Source organism: Olsenella sp. oral taxon 807, from assembly GCF_001189515.2.
Classification (GTDB): Bacteria; Actinomycetota; Coriobacteriia; order Coriobacteriales; family Atopobiaceae; genus Olsenella_F.
Map to the genome: position 1 here is coordinate 2,895,111 of NZ_CP012069.2, position 19,782 is coordinate 2,914,892.

At 60.5% G+C, this 19,782-nt stretch carries 13 protein-coding genes; 3 read left to right on the top strand and 10 right to left on the bottom strand.

From position 1 onward, the window contains the following. Window positions 1-28: 28 nt before the first annotated feature. From ADJ70_RS12565 to purF, 10 genes are all read right to left on the bottom strand, one after another. The gene (locus ADJ70_RS12565) at window positions 29-2,128 is read right to left on the bottom strand and encodes a DUF6541 family protein (RefSeq protein WP_157051547.1); all 2,100 of its coding nucleotides are present in this window, start codon (window positions 2,126-2,128) and stop codon (window positions 29-31) included. A gap of 24 nt (window positions 2,129-2,152) precedes the next feature. Continuing rightward, on the bottom strand, window positions 2,153-3,484 hold the full coding sequence (locus ADJ70_RS12570) for a L,D-transpeptidase family protein (protein WP_050341942.1): 1,332 nt from the start codon (window positions 3,482-3,484) through the stop codon (window positions 2,153-2,155). Between the two features lie 246 nt (window positions 3,485-3,730). Beyond that, window positions 3,731-4,663, bottom strand: a complete 933-nt coding sequence (locus tag ADJ70_RS12575) for a glycosyltransferase family 2 protein (protein ID WP_050341944.1) — start codon at window positions 4,661-4,663, stop codon at window positions 3,731-3,733. A gap of 20 nt (window positions 4,664-4,683) precedes the next feature. Next, window positions 4,684-5,628 (bottom strand): glycosyltransferase family 2 protein, encoded by a 945-nt coding sequence (locus tag ADJ70_RS12580; RefSeq protein ID WP_050341946.1) that lies wholly within the window; start codon window positions 5,626-5,628, stop codon window positions 4,684-4,686. Window positions 5,629-5,666: 38 nt separating this feature from the next. After that, window positions 5,667-6,797 carry a DegT/DnrJ/EryC1/StrS aminotransferase family protein gene (locus ADJ70_RS12585; RefSeq protein ID WP_050344592.1) on the bottom strand — a complete coding sequence of 377 codons (1,131 nt, stop codon included), beginning with the start codon at window positions 6,795-6,797 and terminating at the stop codon, window positions 5,667-5,669. 76 nt (window positions 6,798-6,873) lie between these two features. After that, window positions 6,874-8,337: a lipopolysaccharide biosynthesis protein gene (locus ADJ70_RS12590; protein ID WP_050341948.1), complete on the bottom strand. Its 1,464-nt coding sequence runs from the start codon at window positions 8,335-8,337 to the stop codon at window positions 6,874-6,876. Between the two features lie 22 nt (window positions 8,338-8,359). Next, window positions 8,360-10,267: a glycosyltransferase gene (locus ADJ70_RS12595; protein ID WP_157051548.1), complete on the bottom strand. Its 1,908-nt coding sequence runs from the start codon at window positions 10,265-10,267 to the stop codon at window positions 8,360-8,362. A gap of 155 nt (window positions 10,268-10,422) precedes the next feature. Next, entirely contained in the window at window positions 10,423-12,498 is a 2,076-nt protein-coding gene (locus tag ADJ70_RS12600; RefSeq protein WP_050341952.1) for a translation factor GTPase family protein, read from the bottom strand. 343 nt (window positions 12,499-12,841) lie between these two features. Beyond that, complete coding sequence (locus ADJ70_RS12605; RefSeq protein WP_050341954.1) at window positions 12,842-13,801, bottom strand: lactate dehydrogenase; 960 nt, start codon at window positions 13,799-13,801, stop codon at window positions 12,842-12,844. A gap of 238 nt (window positions 13,802-14,039) precedes the next feature. Next, window positions 14,040-15,611 carry an amidophosphoribosyltransferase gene (gene purF / locus ADJ70_RS12610; protein WP_083444025.1) on the bottom strand — a complete coding sequence of 524 codons (1,572 nt, stop codon included), beginning with the start codon at window positions 15,609-15,611 and terminating at the stop codon, window positions 14,040-14,042. A gap of 218 nt (window positions 15,612-15,829) precedes the next feature. Between purF and rlmD the strand changes: the two genes are divergently transcribed. The 3 genes from rlmD to ADJ70_RS12625 all read left to right on the top strand — a co-directional run bounded on the left by rlmD (window position 15,830) and on the right by ADJ70_RS12625 (window position 18,826). After that, the gene (gene rlmD, locus ADJ70_RS12615; RefSeq protein WP_050341956.1) at window positions 15,830-17,035 is read left to right on the top strand and encodes a 23S rRNA (uracil(1939)-C(5))-methyltransferase RlmD; all 1,206 of its coding nucleotides are present in this window, start codon (window positions 15,830-15,832) and stop codon (window positions 17,033-17,035) included. A gap of 458 nt (window positions 17,036-17,493) precedes the next feature. Next, window positions 17,494-17,709 carry a hypothetical protein gene (locus tag ADJ70_RS15005; RefSeq protein WP_172674508.1) on the top strand — a complete coding sequence of 72 codons (216 nt, stop codon included), beginning with the start codon at window positions 17,494-17,496 and terminating at the stop codon, window positions 17,707-17,709. Between the two features lie 25 nt (window positions 17,710-17,734). Then, window positions 17,735-18,826 carry a Fic family protein gene (locus tag ADJ70_RS12625; RefSeq protein WP_050341960.1) on the top strand — a complete coding sequence of 364 codons (1,092 nt, stop codon included), beginning with the start codon at window positions 17,735-17,737 and terminating at the stop codon, window positions 18,824-18,826. Window positions 18,827-19,782: the final 956 nt, after the last annotated feature.

The following is a 19,782-nucleotide window of genomic DNA, read 5'->3' on the forward strand; positions in this document are numbered from 1 at the left end:
ATGGGTCTCGTGTCTGGGTCCTAGTCTCCTAGTCTAGCGCTATCCTATACAATCGCAGTTTGCCCGCGACAAGAACCCTCTCGAATCCCGGCGTATCGTCGCTGACGGACTCAATGCCGGCGAAATCTACGAAGTTGAGGTCCTCTCGCAAGTTCACGAACGAGACGTCGGCATATGCGAGGTCAAGCTTCAGAACGTATTGGGCATCGAGCTCCCTGATAGCAGCCCGTACGTCCGGTCGAGTGGCGGCCTCAGACAGGTGCAATCGCACGAGCTTGCTCGCCTCAGTTTCGTTCGTGTCGCCAACGCCCACGAAGCTGCGATAATAGCACCTCACGCCGCAGACGGGATAGGCCAGGAAGCTCCCGTCCATGGGATCGTTGATAACGAGGGAATCACCTGTGATCTTCCGCGCGCGGTCGGCAAAAGCCCGCTCGTTCTTGAAGAGGGGCGAAGCCAAATCAAAGAGCTCGTCGGTAGCCAGCCTCCAGTCGCCAAAGGCCGTATGCACGTTGGGGATGGTAAGACTTCTCTTGAGAACGCTCCCGGTGTCAGACGCATAGTTGATCATCCTATATTTTGGGGCATCTGACCAGGGGAGATCAAAACCTGGCATGAAGACGAGCACAAAAAAGAGCGCGGCCAGAAAACAAGTTGCCTTCGTGGGATGTGTCTGATGGCCACGCCAGCGGTTGTAGCGCCGCACAAGCTCCAAAACGAGCTCGTGCGTCCACCTGATCCCAAGCGTCGCGAGTGGAACGGCAGCCATGGCAGCGCAGGCCGCCACGCGCACAGGATCAGTGTACCAAAAGCCCGTGAGGACGGTCTTGAGCTCGCCATCGCTCGTCGCACCGACAAAGCACATGTAACACCAGATGACGTAGGTCGCACACAGCCAACGACGCTCCCTGTCGTGCAAGGCACAGGCAAACCCCACAAGCACCATGGCAGCAAGAAGGAGCTGGTACGAGAACGTACATGGCAGCATGTCAAACGTAAATGCAAGGCCCAGTATGTTCACGAGCTGCTGCCTCGGAACGGCGAACGAGGGCCAGTTCTCCTGCAGCATCTCCGAGAAGAGCGGCAGCCTGAGGCAGAGTGCCCAGAAGCCTATCGCGAGCAAGAAAAGCGACAAGGGCGCCATCAGGCGCAACGTGACCTTGCGCTCCCGCATCCAAGGAAGGTCCCACAGGCGCCACAGACAGTAGGGCAAGAGGGTGACTATCGCGGCAAAGACGGTGTTGGGATGCATGAGCGCCAGGGCAGTGGCCGACAGCGCCAGCAGCGCTACCAGACGGACGCGCATACGGCCATCACCACGATCGACAAGGGTAAGGCCCATGAGGATGGACGATGCGCAGGGCAGCAGCGCCATGCCCGCGAGGTTAGGGTATATGGGTCCCCAGATGATGACAACCCATGGGAAAGAGACGAGCGAGCAGACGACCAAAGCCCCCGCTGCCTGTGCCTTGTCTAGGCCCCTGAACGCCATCGCCAAAAACGAGAGCATAGCGAGAGGGTACACGAGAAACGAGAACGCAAAGGTAGCGGCGTTGAGCGCGACGGGCGCCCTCACGCCAAGAGCCTGGGTTGCCAAGGCGCAGATGCTGTGATATGCCGCAGGATAGAACGCATGATTGGGTGTTGGATCAATCGCCATGTCCGCAGCCGTCAGGTACGGACTTGTCTCCAGCGAGGACATGTGCCCTGATTGCGAAAACGCAGTCGTGAGGTTCAAGTGCTGCATCACGTCGTACTGGGGATACACGTAATCGCCTGCCGGCAGTTGGCGCACAAAGAGCAGATACCCCACAATCACCCCAACAGCCGCATAGAGGATCACCACACGCAACCGTATCTGCGGAAGTCCAGGCTCCGCGAGCCTAGGCCCAATGACGATGCGCGCCAAGACGCCGAGCACGACGATGGGCAACAGCACGGTCCACGGAGAAGCGAAGACTCCCACGAGGGCAAGTGCCTGACACCACAGGGCAATGGCACCACAACTGACTGACGGAGCCCAACAGAGGGACCACGAGCGAGAAATCCGCAGGCCGCGCAGGACAAGATACCCGGGCACCAGAAGCTCCGCCAGTACGAACAGCGTTGTCAGTCCCAACCATGCCACAGGATCCCTCCGACAGATGCGGCATCAGAAGACATGGACCGTCGAGCCGACGGGCACATTGTCGTATATGTACTTTGCCTCAGACATGGACAGGCACGTACAGCCGGCCGAGTTATATCCCGGGCGATCCCCGTCAAAGCCGTAGTGGAAGCCCTGGCCATCGTCATACATCCCGTTCCACGGGTTCATGTGACCGTCATAGTCGCTTTCACTCCCACAGGGCAGGTAACAGGTCCACCAATCGTTGATCCCGATGCCATCGCGCCAGTAGGCCCGAGACTTGTGATCGACCGTGCGGGTTCCCGTAAAGGTCGGCGTGCTACTCTTGCCTAAGTTCGCATTGGCCGTCAGCTTCACCTGCCAGGACGTGCCGCTTCTCTGGAGCACCACGACGCGGCAGTTTGACGTGTCAATGGTGCAGAACCAGCCCGTCTCGCTACCTATGCTTCGCGCATGGCCCATCATCTTCTTCACATAGGCGTCATCATCCCAGATGTTGGAGCCCCCGACGCTCTTATCGTCATTCTTGCGCTCCTCACCGTTATTCTTGCGCTCCTCGCCGAGGAGGTTTCCGTTCCCCTGATCAAAGCGATACGTGGATCCATCGATCAAGACGGTCCCCTTTACCATTCGCCCGGTGCTCTTGTCATAGAAGCAACGTCGCCCGTCCTCCATGGTGCGCCAGCCGTACTGAGTGGCCCCGGTCGCCTCGTCGAAGTAGCACCAGCCCGGCAGGTCGCCCTCAACGTAGCGCTCGCCCTTGGCCATGCGGCCGGTCGTGGGGTCGTAGTACACCCACTTGCCGCCACTGGAGGAGAGGTGCATCCAGCCGTACCGGGTGGCCCCGGTCGCCTCGTCGAAGTAGCACCAGCCCGGCAGGTCGCCCTCAACGTAGCGCTCGCCCTTGGCCATGCGGCCGGTCGTGGGGTCGTAGTACACCCACTTGCCGCCGCTGGAGGAGAGGTGCATCCAGCCGTACCGGGTGGCCCCGGTCGCCTCGTCGAAGTAGCACCAGCCCGGCAGGTCGCCCTCAACGTAGCGCTCGCCCTTGGCCATGCGGCCGGTCGTGGGGTCGTAGTACACCCACTTGCCGCCGCTGGAGGAGAGGTGCATCCAGCCCTTCGCATATGAGCCGTCAGCATTGACGTAGTACCAGCTGCCCTCCCTGCAAACCTCACCCTCCGTCACCGAACTCGCCTGCACGAGCTCGTTCTCCCGCGCGGGCGCGCTCGCGCGCACCGGCACGTTTGTGCGGACAAGCGCGAATACGCCCATGAGCGCTGCGATGACGACCAAGCCACAGAGGGCGTGAGCGCCCTTGACCCTGATCGTCCTTCCCCGCGTCTGCACATCCATAGCTGATCTCCTTCCAGAAAATTTACACCAAGGCCAAGCTCCATGGTGTGACATCATCGTCCGGGCAAGCCTGCCTAGGAGCACTCGCCATGCGCCAAACCCATGTTCGACGTTAGATGGCGATAACACCGCGCGCTCAACTTACTTGTAATATATATAAGAATACCAAATTCGATAGCACAGGTACAGCCTGCCGTCCCAAGGGCCGGAGTTCACGGGCGAGCGGTCCATCACCCCTTAAATCCGCTACTCATCGAGGTTCACCGTCTCTCTCACAATATATTGGGGAGAGCTGTTCACAGAGAGAACCATGTCTCCCAGATACTCACCGATAATCCCCAGCACCAGGAGTACCAGGCCAAAGAAGAGGAGCATGATGCTGATGATCGATGCCCAACCGGCGGCAATGCTTGGGTCAAGGAGCTTTCGAAGCACTGTGACGACGAGTGCCACGAAGCCAGCCAAGGCGCAGGCGACGCCCATGCCAGAGGCCAGGCGCAGCGGCAACACGGTGTAGTTGAAGTACGAGAGCCACAGCCTCACCAGCTTGCCGAGGGTGTATCCCGACTCCCCGTACGCACGCTCGTGATGCTCGATCTCGACGTTGCCCACGTGAGTGGTGAGCCTGGTGAAGAGGGCGTCAAGCTGAGGATTGTAGTTAGTGTACAGGATGACTTGATCGCGCAGCTGGCGCGTGATGCACCAGAAGTTACTCGATCTGATACCCTTGGGCCTCCCGAGGAGCTTGCGAGCTGTGACCTTGTTGAGCCAGCTCGTGAAGTCCTTGGCCAAGCCGTTCTTAGACTCGGGGTACACCCCATACACCACGTCGAACGTCCCCGACGCCATCGCCTCGAGTATCGTGGGAATCTGCGAGGGATGCGTCTGCAAGTCATCGTCCATCCCCAGGACTAGCTCTCCCTTCGCGTACCCCAGGCCGCACATCTGCGCGTTGGGCTGCCCAAAGTTGCGCATGAGGTTGACGCCGTGCACGCAGCTGTGGCGCAGCGCCAAGCCCCTGATGGCACCATAGGTGTCATCAGAGGGCGACCCATCGTTGACGAGTACGAACTCGCACTCAAAGTCAGCAAGGCGGTCGAACTGCGCTATCGTCAGCTCGACGACCTCGGCGATGGATCGCTCGGAGTTGTAGCAAGGTATGACGACCGACACCAGCATGGCTTTCCCTCGTGTTCTCCTCACAGGTCAACCGGGCGCCCCAGGAGCCGCCTCAGGCCAAGCACCGCATACCACCTGACCCAACTATAGCGATAGCGCAACTGGCGTGCCTCACGGCGAAGCTCGTCTAGGCATGCGCTGCGACTGAACGCCCAAGGCATGCGCCGACTCCACTTGAGATAGCAGCGATAGTACTGGAGCTTTGCCGCGTCAAGCGCCTCGACACTCTGCCGCAGCTCGGCATAGTCGAGACAGGCCCTACAGAAGAGTAGCTCGTTGCGGGCATAGTCCTCATCTATGCGCACCGTCGCGGAGTAGCTGCTGCCACCAGTGACGACATGGCGGTAGGCGCTCCAGGCCTCTGGTAGACAGCGGACCTTCCCCTCGCAGAGCATGAGGAAAGCGTTGCGGCGATCGCCGGCATACGAGTCATAGCGTGCCAGCGCCATAAACTCGTCGCGGGCGCGCCTGTAGGGCTCCCTTCTCACGAGCGAGGTCCCCAGCTGCCCCGGTAGACTGCGGTAGAAGTACTCCCTAAAGGAGTATTCCCTCACAGGGCACTCCGGATAACGCTCGCCGTTTGGCCGGGAGTCGGCTCCAACCACCTGGCACCGGTGATAGCAGGCAACGTGATCCGCATGCCCATCAAGGAAGTCGACCTGCGCCTGGAGCTTCCCGTCATAGGTCCAGAAGTCATCTCCCTCCAAGAGAGCAAGGTAGGTCCCCCTCGCCCTATGCAGCATATCCTCATTGTTCCTCTCCCCTCCCTTGCCCATATTTTGCTCCCTGAGGAGGAAGTGGAAGTCAGAACGGCCTAAGCCCTCCTCAAGCAGGCGCAGGACATCCCGGGTCCCATCAGTTGAGGCGTCATCGCCGATGAGAACCTCAATGGGAAAGCCAACTCTCTGCATGGCTATGCTGCGCACGGCGCGTTCGACATACTCTCGCTGGTTGAAGGTAGCCATGATGACTGTAACCTTGGGTGCGACACCTCCCGACCCACTCATGCGCTGCCGCGCCCAAGGCCTAGTAGGATATCGCAGATGCGGTCGACGTCCTCAAGGGCAAGGTCAGCATAGATGGGAAGGGCGAGCACACGCTCAGCCACCCATCGCGCAACGGGCGTCTCGCGCGAGTCGAAGCGGCCCCGATAGCACTCGAAGTCACTCGTAAGAGGGTAAAAGTACTTGCGCGAGTATATGTGCTGGCGGGCCAATGCATCACGAGCCTGGTCGCGCGAGGCGCCGTAATCATCCTCGAACACCACAGGCAAATAGGCATAGTTGTGGTGCACCCGTGGGCCTGGCAAGCAAAGCCTGAGGCCGCGAGCAGCTTCGAGGCGCTCCCAGTAGCGCTCGGCCACCAGCCTGCGCCTTGCTATCTCGGCGTCCAGGTGGCGCAGGTTGCAGATCCCCATAGCTGCCGAGAACTCGTTCATCTTCGCATTGCCTCCCACGTACTCGACGCTCTCGAGTCCCGTGATGCCGAAGTTCTTCCACTGGTCGAGTCTCTCCTTGAGGGAGGGATCGCAAAAGCACACGGCACCGCCCTCTATGGTGTTGAACACCTTGGTAGCATGGAAGCTGAACATGGAGGCGTCACCGAACGCGGCCGATGACACGCCGTCCCTCGTAACGCCAAAGGCATGAGCCGCGTCATAGATGACGACAAGCCCATGACGGTCGGCAACCTCTTGGATCGCGTCCACGTCACAGAGGTTACCGTATACGTGGACAGGCAGAATGGCGCAGGTGCGGGGCGTAATGAGCGCCTCAAGACCGGAGGGGTCCATGGTATAGTCGTCGGCCCGTACGTCAGCGAAGACGGGCGCGAGTCCCTTGCGCACGATCGCGTGGGTCGTGGAGGCAAAGGTGAAGGGCGTGGTGATGACCTCGCCCTCGAGCTGCATGGCCTCAAGGACGCACTCGAGCGCCAGGTGCCCGTTCACGAAGAGTGCGATGCCATTGACGCCTAGGTAGGATCTGAGATCACTCTCGAGCTGGGCATGCTTCTGCCCCATGTTCGTGAGCCAATGGGTCTGCCAAATGGAGCGTATCTCGTCTACATATTCATCCAGGGGCGGCAAGGACGAGCGAGCGACGAGAATGGCCCTCTGCTCATGCTGGACAGACATGACAGCACCCCAATCGACTGCGTGGCGACCCAACATACATAAGGATACCTCCCGCAGACAGTCGCAGCGCCCACGTTCACGAATCCTCCCTTCCGCCCATTGCCTGCTGCGCCACGCGCAGCAGGTAGTAAAGCTCCTCCACCCTCAGGAGCCAAGCCATGAGGAGGTAGGTAGCCGAAAACGCGAGCAGTTGCAGCGCGACCGTGCCAGCCGCGCCAAGGGCACAGGACCCCAGGGGCCAGGCGGCTGCGGTCGCCAGCGCCGCGAGACCAAAGGCAGGGGCAATGTCCCTCAGCTGGCGCAGATACGGGTAGCCCACGACCCTCTTATTGGGAAACGCGTTGATGAAGGTGCAGATCATATTGGACAGGGCTGCGGCGAGGACTATTGCATAAATATTCCTGAAGGAATATACCGCAACCACCAATGCAAACAGCCCTATCGCTACCTTGATGACCTCGAGCCCTAGGAAGATATCGCTCCTCCCCATGCCATTGAGCACTTGAAGGTTTGTGGTGTGGATGGGCAGCAGCGCATATGCAAGGCAGTAGACACGCAGGAACGGAACTGCAGAAGCCCACTGTGGCCCCAAGAGAGCGGGCACCAGGATCGGGGCAACAAGAGCGAAGGCGCACATGGATGGCGCCACGATGAAGGTGCTTGTCTTGAGGGCACGTCGCATCAGGCGCCGCACCCTGTCCGTGTCATCCTGCACGCGAGAGACGGCAGAGAGCATCACGGGTTGGATCACGCTATCAAGAAGCGTACCCAGCTGCTGGGGATACTTCTTCCCCTGGGAGACGAGCCCTAGCTCCCCGCTCGCGAACACACGACCGATGATCAGGTCGGAGACGCTTTGCGAGAGCTGATCGAGCACTCCTGAGGCCAGGAGCTTCCAACCAAAACCGAAAAGCACCCAAGCGCGCCCACGCCTGAAGGCGGGCCGCGGCTTCCACGGTATCTGCACTGCGAGGGACAGGCATTTGGTAACCTGATATGAGAGCTGCTGGATGACAAGGGCCCAGAGGCCGCCCCCCATGAGTGCGCACCCCACGCCTAGCGTCCCCGAGACGACCGCCGCCACGACGGTCGAACGGAAGGTCTTCTGGAAGTCGAACCCGCGCGCAACGATAGCCTCCTGTATGGCGTTATACGCATTAACCACGAGCACCAGCACAAGAACCCGCAGCGGCGTTACGAGGAACGGCAAGCCATAGAAGTCGCCAATGACCGGAGCGCCCGCGAACACCGCCAAATAGAGCACCAGCGAGATGGCAAGGCTCATCCAGAAGACAGTGTCAAAGTCCTCGTCCGTCACGTCGGGAGCCTGGATGATGGCCGTGTTGAGCCCAGACTGCACTACCACGTTGCCGACGTTCACGAAGACTAGCATGATGGCAAGGGCGCCGAACTCCGATGGAGTGAGCAGACGCGCCATGACGACCTGCACCACGAGTTGGATGATGGCGGACCCGCCCTGCTCGAAGAGCCTCCAGACGAGTGATCGTATGGTCCTCGATCTGAGGTCCGTCTCGGTCACGCTAGCCACCTTGGTCGCCGTCCTATCCCATGCCCAGGTAGCTCTTCCAGAAGCCCAGAGACGTCAGGCGATCAGCCTCTGCGGAGTACTCCTTTAGGAGACGGTCCTTGTGCGCACGGTAGTAGCTCATGGCGCGCTTATAGCGACCCCAGGTCTCGCGAAAACGCCTGCGGTCCATGTGCCGTATGACGCCGCGTCGGTTCTCGAGGTCCACGGCCACGATGGTGTCCTTGCGACGGATCTCGGACGACGGGTAGAGCCAACCGGCGACGTCGATGTAGGCAACCGCACCCCTCTTGACATAGCCGAGGTCTATGCGCTGGCCATTGAAGCTCACAAAGTCAACCAGACGCTGCCCGAGGCTTCTGAGCTCGGGTGGGGTCCTGTCCTTGGGCGTATCTGTACGCGTGATGCCTGACAGGTCAATACCCTCGCTCTGGGCCTGCCTCTGCAGTTCATCGTAGGGCAGGAGCCTCTCCGCCCGCCTATTTGCCTCCATGAAGGCCCGCTCGGTAGCACCAGGCTCCTTGATAAAGCTGGGACCTTTGAGAAAGTCCTCGAAGCCATCGAGCGCGAGGTTCGCGTTGGTATAGTTGAACTTCTTGAGCTCGAGCTGCACCAGATGGTAGAGCTTCATCTCGAAGTCCGCCCGAGGGGCCATCCCCATGGCGAAGCGCCCTATGAAGGAGTTACGCACCACCTGATAGCGCTCGACGGCAGCATTGTAGCGGCGTGCGAAGGAGGGATGCCACAGGCAGATCCCATTCATCGTTATGAATCTTGCCTGACAACGGATGCCGTACTCGATGTCATCGTAGCGCACGAACACCGGCAGTGGCAGGCCGTGTTTCTCGATGGCGGACATGGGAATGACGCAGTACCACCAGCCGGCATAGGACTGCGTGTCTAGTAGCTGCTGGTCGACCTTGGCGGGTAGGGGTGTGGGGAGCTCGTTTGTCACCACGCCATGCAGCTGTCCCATGGATGCGTTCACCTTAAGCGGTACGCAGTCGCCGTCGGGCGTCACGAAGCCCGTGTCCTCCCACCGAAGATCGGGTTCGAAAAGGTCCATCATCGCACCAGAGACGAACCAGTCCCTGTGCCCCTCGTTGAGGATAGACAGCAGGTTGAAGGTACGCCTAATACTTTCCGGAGAGATGACCACGTCATCATCCATCAGGAGCACATGGGTGGCCTTGGGTACCTGGTCCATGGCCGCGAGCATGCCGCGAGCGTAGCCACCCGCCCCGCCCACATTGGCGTTAGGATAGACGTGCACGCGCTCAGCCTCGAGCGCGTGCACGTCCAAGGTCCTCCCGTTATCCACGACATGCTGCGTGAAGTGTGCGGCTATGGGATCGTCTCCAGCAAGGATGTCCCCCTTCACCAAGGCGATGTTGCGCTCGATGTAGGACTCCTTTTTGAAGGTGGTCGTGCAGAGGGCAAGCTCGACGGGACGTAGGTCCCCCTCGTCCACGTGCGTAAAGTAGTAGCAGCCTCGAAGGTACACGGGCTCGTCTTTTGGCACGTCCAGCATGAACCCCTCGATGACATCGTCCTGGTCAGACCGCATCGCGAGATCAGCGACCTGCCAGGCATCGCTTGCCGCAAAATCCTGGGAAACGCCGCCCACGAACTCAGCGTCCCAGCTAAAGAGGTCAGCGCGCGTCTGCCTGAGCGTAAATGCCCCTCCCCGGTACTCCAGGTGCAGGAAGAACTCCTTGGCAACGGTGTACTCCCGCCACCGCCGCACAGACAGCGCGTTGAAAAACGTCGTGAAGTCATGTGTGCCAGGCCCAAGGAACACCCATGAACCGTCCTCGCCCCCGGTACTGTGAAAAGGCGCCGTGGAGCGGCAGAGCAGAAGCGGCTCCGAGAGGAACTGCGGCGTGTCCTCAAGGACTATGTTTGCGAGCTTAACCTGTTGCAAACCATCTTCTCCAAACCCTGTCATGCCCTCCTGCCAACTCCGCAAGCCTGGCATAGGGGTTGTCCAAGACCCGTGGTCAGCGTGCAGGCCACTGGGCCACCTCGAAAGTGATCCCTTGGGGGCGACACCCGCCACAAGACGGGTGCCGCGTACTCCTAGCGCCCCTCGGCACGACGCTGCGCGTACTCCTCCGCAAGCCGCTCCTGCACATCGTGGGGAACCTGCTCGTAGCCAGATACCTCCATCTCGAACTCGCCTGTGCCGCGCGAGAGCGAGCGCAGGCGCGTCGCGTAGTCGGTGACCTCGGCATAGGGAACCGTAGCCTCGATGGTGGTGTGGCCAGCGGTGGCACCCTGGTCGGATGTAGCTGACATGCCCTCGACACGACCGCGTGACGCCGAGATGTCCCCCATCACGGAGCCTGCATAGCTGTCCGGCACCGTGATCGAGAGGTGTGCCATGGGCTCAAGCAGCACGGGCTCGGCCTGCGCGACCGCCTTCTGGAAGCCAATGCGGGCAGCCGTCTTGAAGGCCATCTCGTTGGAGTCTACGGGATGATAGGAGCCATCGTACACGGCGACCTTCACGTCGATCATCGGATAGCCGGCGAGCACGCCGTCAACCATCGTCTCCTGCACGCCCTTGTCAACTGCGGGGATGAAACCGCGTGGGATGTGACCACCCACGACCTCGTCCACAAACTCGTAGCCACCCTCGGGGTTGGGCTCGATGCGCAGCCAGCAGTCGCCGTACTGGCCTGCGCCCCCGGTCTGCTTCTTGTGCCGACCCTGGGCGCTCGCCACGCGACGGATCGTCTCTCGATAGGGGATCCTCAGCTTGACGGTGTGAGCCTTGACGCCCGTGCGCCCCTCAAGGCGGTCGAGGAGCACGGAGACCTGCGCCTCGCCGATGGCAGAGACCACGGTCTGGCCGGTATCCTCATCGCGCTCGACGCGCAGGGTCGGGTCAGCGTCGGCGCTCTTCTCCAGGAAGGAGTAGAGCTTGCCCTCGCCACCGCGCTCGTCCGCCTCGATGGCGACGCGGTAGAGGGAGTTGGGAAAGCGAAATGCCGCAGCCTCGACCTTGCCGGTGGCCGAGAGCGTGTCGCCCGTGAGGGCGTCAAGCTTGGGCACAACGCAGATGTCGCCTGCCGCGACCTCCTTGAGGTCGCTCATCTCGCGCCCCATCATCTGGTAGAGGTGTCCGAGTCGCTCGGTCTTGCGTGTGCGCGCGTTGATGAGCTCCGTACCGGGGGTGATGGTACCCGCAAGCACCTTGATGAAAGACAGCTTGCCATTCTGCTGGTCATGCAGGCTCTTGAACACAAAGGCCACAGGACGCCCGTCGTCCGGCGAGATGTCGAGCTCCTCCCCATTCACGAGCGGCACGCGCCCATAGTCCGACATCGTGGGGAACCACGCCGCGATGTCCTCCATGAGCGAGATGACACCCTCCTCCCTCACGCAGGAGCCTGCGAACACGGGAACGAAGACGCGCCCTCGGATCGCCTTTCCAAGAAGCCCCTCGAGCTCCTCGGTCGTGACCTCCTCGCCCTCGAGGTACTTCATCATGAGCTCGTCGTCTGCCTCGACCACAAGCTCTATGAGCTGCTCGCGTGCCTTGGTTGCGGCGTCGGCAAACTCTGCCGGGACGTCACTCGCGACGGGCTTCCCATCCTTGAGGTGGCGGGCCTTCATGTGTACGACATCGATGATGCCCGCAAAGTCGTCGCCCGATCCCATGGGCATCGTGACGGCAGCCAGGCGGTTGCCGTAGCGCTCCTGGGCGGCTCGCAGCGCAATGTCCCAATCGGCGTCGGGACGATCCAGGCGATTGATGAAGAGCGCGCGGGCTATGGAGAGATCCTCGGCCGCGTACCAGAGCCGTGTGGTGATGGTACCTGGGCCCGACGCCGCGTCGACAACGAAGACGGCCGTCTCGGCTGCGGCAAGCGCACCATAGGCGTCACCCACGAAGTCAGGATAGCAGGGCGCGTCGAGCACGTTGATGCGACACCCGCCGTACTCGATCGGTGCGATGGTCGTCGAGATCGAGAAGCCGCGCTCCCCCTCCTCGACATCATAGTCAAGCGTGGGCTTGGTGCCGGCGTGGCCACCCAGACGGGTCGTCTTGCCCGTCAGGTGCAGCATAGCCTCCGCCAGCATGGTCTTGCCCACGCCACCTTGGCCCACGAGCGCAAGGTTCTTTACGTTCTGAGTACGTGCAGCCATATTGCCTCCTCAAGTCTGCATTCGTCCATGGTGGACGCGGCGCCGAAACGACACGACCTTCTTAACATAGCCATGAAGCCTCCCGCTGTCTTGCACGTTTCGGGAGACGCGCGCGCAGCTGCGGTGGGCGCACGTGGCAGCATCTGCGCCGCATGCCGCAGCGGCTGCGGAAACGTGGCTGCTCGACAGGCGGCTCTCCATAGAATACACATGATCGTGTACCCGTACGCAGCCACGGAGTCTGCGAGCGTGTACGAGCGCCTACGGGCACTGGGCGGCGCAGGCGCAGCCATGGAGGCCTGCAAGGCGAGATACCCGTGGGAGGTACCAGCTACACCACCGGCTACCAACAGCGGATCTTCTCGATGTTCTCTTGGATGTGCCTGCAGCTGGCATGGAACTTCTCCTGCTCGTCTGCGGACAGCTCGAGCAAAAAGAGCTGCTCGGCGCCGTCTGCGCCCACGACCACCGGAACCGACGTGAAATGTCCCGCCTCGTCGTAGTAGCCCTCGTCAGGCAGCAGCGTCCCACAGGGCGTGATGAGCTTCGAGTCCTGGACCATGGCCTTGACTAGCTCCGTCGCGGCGTTCGCGATGGCGTACTCCGTGCAGCCCTTGCCCTCGTAGGTCACATACCCTCCCTTGCGGGCAGCCTCTTCCACTGCGTCCTTGTCAAACGAGAAGCGCCCGGGGTCCGTGCGCTCAAGCTCGGCAAGGGGCGTCGCGCCAAAGAAGACGTGGGACCACGCCGCGAACTGGCTGGAGCCATGCTCGCCGAGCATCCAACCAGTGATCGAGCTGGGGCTATAGGCATGGCCCGTCTGCTCCCAGAGCGCATGGCGCAGACGCGACGAGTCGAGCGCCGTGCCAGAGCCTACGATCTGGTTGGGTGCGAGCTCGGCGAGCTTCCAGATCATGGTCGCAATGACGTCACAGGGGTTGGCGATGCTCACGATGAGCCCCCTGTACCCTTTGAGTCGCGGGGCCCATTTCTTGGTCTCGTCGGCCGTCACGAAGAGCTCCCCATCGCGATTGGTAGCGGCCGCAGCCACATGCCCGGCGGCATTTACCACAATGTCGCAGTCAAGAAGTGCCTCGTAGTCACAGTGGCAGTTATAGACGCGAGCCTGGCGCGGGTAGAACGGCATCGCGTCCTGAAGGTCATTGACCTCGCTCACGACCTTAGCCTCAAGGGCGTCTACGCAGTAGATCTCGGCTGCAAGTCCCTGGTACAGGATCGCGTTGGCGACGTGCGTCCCAACGTGGCCCATCCCAAGTATGCCGACCCTCGTGATATTGTCCATGTATTACTTCCCCTCTCTTGCTCAGGACGCGCGCTATCCCACTCCCTTGCAAACGACTTCGCTCAAGCTCCGCAGTCATAACGGACCCGCACGCGATCGGACTACCTCGGGGCGCAGGGTGCATCAAGGCGATGGCGCCATATTGGCGCTAGTCTAGCAGAGACGTGCGGGACAGACGACCAGCCTCCTATAATAGAGTCCCAAAAGACGGGATACTCCGCACCTTGCAGCTAACCCGTCAGCGACGGCCCGCCGGTCCAACGCCAACGGGCGTCGGCCTGATGAGCGCCGACTCCAGGGCAGTGGGCCTTGTGACGGGCGTCGGCTGCGCGGTGGCGGGCGTCGGCTCGACAGCCGCTGGCTGCTGGGCAGGGGAGGTCGGCTCGGCGATCCGTGGCTTATATCCCGGCAGGAACTTCTCCTCATAGAACGAGCGTGGGATCGCCACGGGATAGTCACCCGTGAAGCAGGCGCGACAATAGCCGCACGGGGGCACACACTTCATGAGCCCCTCCGTAGAGAGGAACGCCATCGAGTCGGCCCCTATGTACTCTCGCACCTCGCCTACGGTCTTGCTCGCGGAGATGAGCTGGTCTTGCGTCGCGGTATCGATGCCATAGAAGCAGGGCCACACGACCTCGGGAGACGCCGAGCGCATGTGCACCTCGGTCGCGCCCGCCTCACGCAGCATACGCACTATCTGCCTAGATGTCGTGCCGCGCACCACAGAGTCATCCACGATGAGCACGCGCTTTCCCGCCACGACATCAGAGAGCGCCGTCAACTTGAGCCGCACGCCCATCTCGCGCAGCTCCTGCGTGGGCGCGATGAACGTACGGGCCACGTAGCGGTTCTTAATGAGCCCCGTCGCAAACGGCAGGCCCAGCTCCATGGCAAAGCCCTCTGCGGCAGGCGTGCCGCTGTCTGGCACGCTTGTCACCAGATCAACGTCTGCAGGTGCCTCCCGGGCAAGCTGCCTTCCCATCTCGTGGCGAACCATGTAGAACGAGCGACCGTCCTGCATGGAATCGGGACGCGAAAAGTAGACCTCCTCGAAAATGCACTTGGCCTCACCCACCTGCGGCAGGCCCTCCTCGCTCATGAACCCCCCGTCCGAGATGCGCAGGATCTCGCCGGGACGCACCTCTCGCACGAAGGTCGCCCCAACGATATCGAGGCCACAGGTCTCGCTCGCCACGACCCATTCATCCTCATCAAGCCTTCCAAGGACAAGAGGTCGTATGCCCAGCGGATCGCGAAAGGCATAGAGGGCGTTCTCCCGTACCAGCACCATGGCATACCCGCCCTCGATCATCTGCATGGTTCGTCGAATGCCCTGGCTCAGGTGAGAGGTCCGGTGCGTGAAGTAGCCGATGAGGCGAGCCGCCACCTCGCTGTCCGTATCCGAGCGAAAGGGAACGCCCGCCTCTATCAGCTCGTGGCGCAGCTCGTCGAAGTTGACGAGCGTCCCGTTATGGGCAAGGGCGATGACCACGTCACCGATCGCCGAGAGGTGCGGCTGGGACGACTCCCAGCCCTTCGCGCCTGCGGTGCCGTAGCGGCAGTGGCCTATGGCGACCCTGCCCTGCATGGCCTGCAGGTCCTCGTCCTTGAAGACCTCCGTAACCAGGCCAAGGTCCTTACGAACGAGCACGGTCTTTCCGTTGCCGACGGCGATGCCCGCCGAGTCCTGGCCGCGATGCTGAAGCGCCCGCAGGGCAAAGTAAGTCATGCGGGACACGTCACGGCCAGGAGCCCAGATGCCAAAGACGCCACACTCCTCACGAAGCTCGGGGGCGTCGATATCCATCTGCCACCCCTCGCGATGAGCCCGCCGCGACGTGACGCAGTGAGCGGTCGTGTCATCCTCACCCGTTGTTGATGCAGGCATCATATCCCCCTTGCATACGCTATAGAATGGAATGAGATGTGCCATCCTCCGAGCGACGTACGCTCGACCTTCGTTTGTCCAAGCATAGTGTATGCCATAGGGGGACACGTTTTGTGCGTGGTTGGAAAGGGAAACACATGGGTTACCGTACCTATACATGTCCCATCTCGCGGCGTTGCGGTGGCTGCGAGTGGCTCTCTGTTCCCTACCCCATCCAACTCAGGCGCAAGCAGGAGGAGGTAGAGCGCCTCTTTACGGGCGTATGCCGGGAGGATGGCTGCACGGTAAGTGCGATTCGCGGCATGGACGAGCCCTGCCGCTTTCGCCAGAAGGCTGCAGCGCCTTTTGCCCCCGGCAAGGGCGGGCGCGTGCGGTCGGGATTCTATGAGGGCAACTCACACCGCATCGTCTGGTGTGAGAAGTGCCTCGTTGAAAACCCGCAGGGCCGCACTATCCTGAACGATGTGGCACGCGTGACTGAGCAGCTGCGGATCCCCGCCTATGAGGAGGATCGGGGCAGGGGCGTCCTGCGCAATGCCGTGGTGCGCTGCGGATACGCGACCGACGAGGTCCTCCTTACCGTTGTCACCAATGGGGAGAGGCTCCCCCATGCCGAGCGCTTCGTGCGCATGTTGCGGTCAAGACATCCCGAGATCACGAGCATCGTGCAGAACGTGAACTCCCGGCGCACCAACGCGATCCTTGGTAGGAGCTGCGTGACGCTCTGGGGACCGGGGGTCATGCACGATGAGCTACTTGGCTGTCGCTTTGAGATCGGACCCACGAGCTTCTATCAGACGAACCCCGCCCAGACCGAGACCTTATACGAACTGGCTATCGAGAAGGCTGGACTGCACGAGGGTATGCGCGTGCTCGACGCCTACTGTGGGACGGGCACCATCGGGATCTGCATGGCAGCCGCAGCGCGAGACGCCAGGATTGATGGCGTACGGGTCACAGGCATCGAGCAAGTTGGTGCAGCCGTGAGCTGTGCACGAAGAAACGCACAGGCCAACGGGCTGAGCGCCACCTGCTCCTTCGTATGCGCCGATGCGACGGCCTACCTGCGCACAGGCCGCAGAAAACACAGCAGGCGGCACTACGACGTCGTGGTCATGGATCCGCCGCGAGCCGGGTCAACCCCAGAGTTTCTCGCGAGCGTCGCTGGGCTGTCGCCCATGCGCATCGTGTACGTGAGCTGCAACCCCAAGACCCAGCTACGCGACCTGACGGAGCTGCGCAGGCATGACTATCACGTTGACTCGATCGAGCCTGTTGACATGTTCCCCCATACCAAGCATGTGGAGACGGTGGTGCTGATGACAAGGGCTGAGGGCGCATAGCCACAACAGGTCAGTAAGGCTGAGGCTTGCGGGCAATCGAGCAAGTTGGGCGCCCACCAGGCAGGAGGCGTGTAGCTTGAGTTGTCAGAGCCAGAGACCAAAGGCCTGGGGTCCAGGAAACGAACATGAGCTTGACCCGTCAGAGTTCATGTGTGAAGAAAACGTGAATACTCATGAATTTGGGGAGAGACCCGATGTGCCCCTGTAGCTGTGCAGGCATTTTGGGCGTCAGGGTGCTGTGGAGCATATTCGACCCGAGAAGTACACGGACAACGATTTTAGCCACATCAAAGAGGCCTGGCGAGGGAGGGCGTCGAGGGATCCAGGAGACGCGACGCCCGCGCCGCGCGCCCGATGCTCACCGTGTCGTTCGGCGACGCGCTCCCGCCGGGCTCGTTCCTGCGCTCGAGCGGCCTGATGGCCTACGCCGACGCAGGGCCACCGCCGCGACCAGGGAGATGCCGGACATGCTGGCCTCGCGCAGGACCTCGCCTGCGGTCGAGTCGATGCCGGAGATCCCGTGCGAGCAGCGCGCCGTGGAGTACGACGGGCGGCTGATCAGCTCCGGGCCAACCAGAAAGATGGGTGAGGCGTACAGGGCCTTCGGGATCAAGTGCTCGAACACCGTCAGGCTGCCAGTCATGGGCTCAGGGAGTGCCGGGGGCTCAGGGTAAGATAGCAGCTGGGAGGTGATCTGGGGTGAATAACGATCCCTTTAAGGAATATATCAAAGAATCTGAACCTAATAAACGAGTGAAGGGGTATGCGTGGCACACGGCCATCGGCCTACAGGCAGTTGACGGATTGGAGACATCAGAATATCTGGCGCATACCGCTGCTCGTAATATTGAAGGTGAGATATCCTTTGACGAGGTAAGTGCACTTCTTCAAGCTTATTATAAGGAGAACCCTGCCCGTGATGCGGGAGATCGCACCGAGGAAGCAGACAAGGTTTCGGCCAGAATCGCAGCACTCCTTTCCGAGAGGGCGTTCAGCTTTACACCAAATGAATATCTTTCCATTCACAGAAGCTTATTTGCAGGTATCTTTTCTCACGCAGGGTGCATCAGGGGTTATAACATCACAAAGAAGGAATGGGTGCTTAACGGTGCAACGGTGCTTTATGGCAGCGCCACAGAGCTGCAAGCAACTCTGAACTATGATCTTTCCGAAGAGAGGAAATTCTCCTACAAGAATCTCTCGATGAGTGAGGTTATTCATCATCTCGCTATATTCATCTCGAGGCTGTGGCAAATACATGTGTTTAGTGAAGGTAATACCAGAACGACAGCGGTATTCTTCATTAAATATCTACGTACATTGGGTTTCGATGTAACAAACGATATCTTTGCTGAGAATGCATGGTACTTCCGTAATTCACTTGTCCGGGCAAACTACAATGATCTAAAAAATGGTATCCATGAAACGACAGAATTTCTAGAGTTGTTCTTAAGAAATCTTCTTTTAAACGAGAACCATCCGCTCCATAATCGGACATTGCACATCAGTGGTACGTTCAAAGCGGCAAAAACACCGGACATTAAGACCTCAAAACCGGACATTGAAGCATTAGAAGCGAACATTGAGACTGTATTCCAGTCAAAAACGGTAAGCCATATTCTGAAACTCCGCAATGCATTCCCTGATCAGACAATCTTTGGACGTTCGGATGTGATGGGAGTGATCGGCATTAAACCATCAAGGGCATCGGATCTTTTGAAAAAGATGGTAGAACACGGAGTCATTGAACGGGTACCTGGTCATGGCAAAGGAAAATACAGATTTCGGTAGCGTTCGGGTTAAAGCGATGAAATTCCATGTGTTCATGGAGGCGGGCGAGGGTTGAGGCGACCGTCCTCTCTGCTTTGAAAAGATCCCATTTCTGGCTCTTCAGGGGTTCGTGTGGGTTGACGCCTTGGCGAAGATGCCAACCTGGCAGCGGTGCCACTCGCGCAGAGCCTGTCTTCCCGACCAAGCGAGAGGGGCCAGCGAGGGGGCGCCGCCGGCACGCCGTGGCGGTTGAGGCGCTCGTGCCACCTGGCGCTACTCGCGTCGCGATTCGTATCGCGACTCGCGTCGCAACTCACGTCGCAACAGTGTACACAAATGCCTCGAAACGGCGCCGAGAGGCCCGATCCTCCCATTTGTGTACACTCCTGCGTCCCCACGTCTGTCCACAACAGCGCAACAGCCCAACAGTGTACACAAACGCCCCAAAACGGCGCGGAGAGGCCCGATCCTCCCATTTGTGTACACTATTGCGATCCCAAGGCCACCCACAACCCAAGCCCACGACCCAACAGTGTACACAAATGCCCCAAAATGACGCCGAGGGGCCGTTTTCGCCAATCTGTGTACACTGTTGCGTCGTCGCCCTGGCGGTGAGGCCCACGTCGCCAGTGCGGTGACGCAACCGCCCACCCACACGAATTCACGAAGCTTCCCATTTCTTGCGGGTCTCCAGCAATCTTTGATATGTTTGCGCGAATGAATAGGAAGGGAGACGAACTATTCACTTCTGAATATTTTTTGATGTGGCCAAATAGGATTCACTCCTGCGAGCGAGGCCTTTGACATTAAAGTGGACGTGCCAAGCCATGCGGTGTCCCCATGCCAGGGCCGGAAGCTACGTGACTCCGAAAAGCATCCGTTATCCGTTTGTACATGTACAGCTCATATCCTTGTTCCAGCTCGTGTGCGATAAGCTATCCTTGTCCATAGTCCCCGCCCTTCCCGGACGGCGCAGC